The 3,491-nt window shown below is 74.4% G+C and carries 2 protein-coding genes and 1 pseudogene; 1 reads left to right on the top strand and 2 read right to left on the bottom strand.

Going from position 1 to position 3,491, the window contains the following annotated elements; all coding sequences use genetic code 11:
• Positions 1-1,956, bottom strand: a 1,956-nt coding sequence (locus ACVNF4_RS33950) for a beta-ketoacyl synthase N-terminal-like domain-containing protein (protein WP_461806718.1), incomplete at its 3' end; no start/stop codon positions are given.
• Positions 1,957-2,012: 56 nt separating this feature from the next.
• Positions 2,013-3,164 (bottom strand): beta-ketoacyl reductase, encoded by a 1,152-nt coding sequence (locus tag ACVNF4_RS33945; protein ID WP_461806717.1) that lies wholly within the window; start codon positions 3,162-3,164, stop codon positions 2,013-2,015.
• Here ACVNF4_RS33945 and ACVNF4_RS33940 point away from each other — a divergent pair.
• A pseudogene (locus ACVNF4_RS33940) lies at positions 3,135-3,491 on the top strand (hypothetical protein); the annotation flags it as partial. The gene ACVNF4_RS33945 and the pseudogene ACVNF4_RS33940 overlap by 30 nt on opposite strands.

Genomic DNA, 3,491 nt, shown 5'->3' with positions numbered 1-3,491 from the left:
CAGCGCGGCGGCCCGGCCGGCCAGCGCGGCGAGCAGGTCCTCGTCGTCACCGGCCAGGACGACGGAGCGTGCGGTGGGCGTGGCGGCGAGGGGCTGGGGGCGCCACATCACCTCGTGCGCAAGGGAGACAAGGGGGGCGAGGGGCACGTCGGAGACGTCCGCCTGTGTCCGGGGCTGCGTCTGCGGCTGCGTCTGCGGCGCGAACCGGCTGCGCTGCCACGGGTAGGGGGGAAGGTCGACGATCCTGCGGGGCAGGCCCGCGCCGAAGTCCGGGGCGCTTCCCGCGTCGTCCCGTATCCCGGTGGCCTCCACCTCCGGCACGGTGCGTCCCTCGGCCAGCGCCCGCAGCGCCTTCGCCGCGGACCCGGGGTCGGCCGCCGTGACCCGCATGTGGAAGTCCATGGGCGTCCGCCCGGCGGTCGTGGTGTGCGCGAAGGCCGGGTAGTCGGCGGGGGCGAGGGTGTCCAGCACCGAGGCGTACCGGGCGGCGCGCGCCCGCAGCGCGTCGGCGCTCTTCGCGGAGATCTCGAACCCGGTGACAGTGACGGGCGCGGGCTCCCCGCCCGGGCGGGTGGCCGCCTCCTCGGCGAGCAGCGGTCCGACGATCGCGTGGGCGTTGGTGCCGCTCATGCCGAACGAGCTGACCGAGGCGCAGCCACCGGACTCCGGTGACCACTCCCCCAGCGTGTCGGGCACCGTCATACCGGTGCCGGACAGGTCGATCCGCGGATTGAGGTGCCGGAAGTGGACGACGGGCGGCACCTGGCGCCGGGACACGCACAGCATCGCCTTGATCAGCCCGGCCACCCCGGCGGTGCCCTCCAGGTGACCGAAGTTGGTCTTCAGCGCGCCGACCGGCAGCGGCGCGCCGTCGTTGCGCCGGCCCAGGGCGGTGGCCAGCGCGTCCATCTCGATCGGGTCGCCGAGCGCGGTGCCGGTGCCGTGGGTCTCCGCGTAGCCGACGGCCCCCGGCTCCAGCCCGGCGTCCGACAGGGCCGCCTCGATGAGCGACACCTGGGCGAGGACGTTCGGTGCGGTGAACCCGCTGGAGCGGCCGTCCTGGTTGACGGCCGTGCCCCTGATCACGCCGAGCACCCGGTCACCGTCGCGCAGGGCGTGGTCGAGCCGTTTGAGCAGCACCACGCCCACGCCCTCGCCCCGGGTGAAGCCGTTGGCCCGGGAGTCGAACGTCTTGCACAGGCCGTCCGGTGACAGGGAGCGGGTCTCCTGGACCAGGCGCATGGTCTGCGGCGACATGATGAGGTTGGCGCCCGCGGCGAAGGCGAGTTCGCACTCGCCCCGGCGCAGTGCCTGCACCGCCAGGTGCACGGCGACGAGGGAGGACGAGCACGCCGTGTCGACGGTCATGGTCGGACCGGTCAGGCCCAGGGCGTAGGCGACCCGGCCGGCGGCGAAGTTGTGTCCGTTCCCGGTGGCCCAGTAGGCGTCGGGTTCGCCCTCGCACCACTCCCGGTAGTCCTGCCACATGACGCCCAGGTAGAGGCCGGCGCGGGCCTCGGCGAGCGTGCCCGCCGGAACGGCCGCGTGCTCCAGTGCCTCCCAGGCCACTTCGAGGAGGAGCCGGTGCTGCGGGTCCAGGTGGCGGGCCTCGCGGGGGCTGATGCCGAAGAACCCGGCGTCGAAGTCGAGGACCTCGTCGAGGAAGCCGCCGCGCTGCGGCAGTCCCCGCCAGGCGTCGGCGAAGGGGCCCTTGCGGTGCTCCGGCATGGGGCGCACCAGGTCGCGGCCTTCGGCGAGGGCGGCCCAGTAGGCGTCGAGGGTGTCGATGCCGCCGGGCAGCCGCAGCCCCGCGCCGATGATCGCGACGGGCTGGTTGCCCTGCTGTTCGCCGAGTTGCTGCCGCAGCGAGCGGATGGTGGCCATGGCCCGGGTCAGGGGGGTCTGCCTGCCTGGCTCGGAGGCGGTCGGCTCGGGCATCGGGGTTCCCTCGTGCATCGGGGTTCCTTGCGGTTGGGGCGAGACGGTGGCCACGTATGTGGTCCGGTCGATACTCACCTGGCCTCCTGCGGTCGCGTCAGCTGTTCGGTGAGGGCCTTGGCGAGGGTGCGGAGCGTTCCGTAGGTCCACATGAGGGTGGGCGACAGGCGCAGTCCGAAGGCGGCTTCGAGCCGGTTGCGCAGTTCGAGGCTCATCAGGGAGTCCAGGCCGAGGGACTCGAACAGGGTGTCGCGTTCGAGCCGTTCGGGGGTGAGGCGCAGTACCTGGGCCGCGAGTTCACGGACCTTGGCCTCCACGAGTGCGGGCCGGGCCTCTTCGGGTTCGTTCAGCAGGCTGCCCGCGAAGGCGCCCGCGGTGACGGCGCCGCCGTCGTCGCCGAGGGCCTCGTGCAGTGTGCGCCAGGCGCTCAGCGCCACCGTGTCGGGGGCGGCCTCGAACCAGCGGCGCAGGTCGAGGGGGACGTAGCCGTCGACGGGCCGGTCCTCGGCGAGCAGCCGGGTCAGGGCGGTCCATGCCTCGTCGGCGGGGAAGCTGTCCATGCCGCGGTCTCCGAGGCGGGCGCCGGCCTGTTCGCTGCGTGCGGCGAGCCCGATGTCGGCGAACGGCCCCCACTGCACGCTGAGCGCGGGCAGTCCGCGGCGGCGGCGCAGTTCGGCGACGGCGTCGAGGTAGGCGTTGGCCGCTGCGTAGGCGGCCTGTCCGGGGTTGCCGACGAGGGCCGCGACGGAGGAGAACAGGACGAAGAAGTCCAGGGGTTCGTGTTCGGTCGCGGCCTCCAGGCCGATCGCTCCGGCGACCTTGGGCTGGAGCACCTTGGTGAGCTGGCGCGGCGTCATGCGCCCGATGGTGGCGTCGCCGAGGACGCCGGCCGCGTGCACGACCCCGCGCAGCGGCGGCAGGCCCCGCTCACGCAGTCCGTCGAGGGCCTGGCGCAGGGCGGTCCGGTCGCTCACGTCGCAGCGCGGGGTGTGGACGACGGTCCCGCGCTCGCCGAGTGCCGTCAGGCGGGCGGCGGCTTCCGGCGTGGGGGCGGACCGGCCGACCAGGACGAGTGTGCCGGCGCCCTGTGCCGCGAGGAACTCGGCGAGGGAGAGGCCGAGGGCGCCGAGGCCGCCGGTGATCAGGTAGGCGCCGTCCGCCCGCAGCCGTCCGCCCGGGAGGGGTTCGGGTGCGACGTGCGCGACGTCGGTCAGTCCGGTGAGCACCGGCGGGGAGCCGTTTCGGCCGGGGTCGAGGTCGACGGTCGTGCCGGCGGCGCCGGCGCAGTCGTGGGTGTGCGGGTGCGGGGCGGTGATCAGTCCGTCGGCGGCGAGCTGCCGGACGTCGGTGAGCAGGCGGGCGAACAGGGCGGGGCGGCGGACGCGCAGTGCATCCAGGTCGACGGAGCCGAACGTGGCGCCTGCGGGCAGCGGCCGTTCGCCCTACGGGTACTACGGGTCGCCCCCAGGTACTACGGGGCTCCCCCAGGGGCTTCTCCCACGCCGGGAGGAGCCCCTTTCGCCGGTGCCGATAGGCTCGTCACCATGTCTCGA

It is taken from the genome of Streptomyces sp. S6, assembly GCF_054880855.1.
Note: the sequence above shows the minus strand (reverse complement) of the source record. Positions and strands in the feature narration are given on the sequence as shown.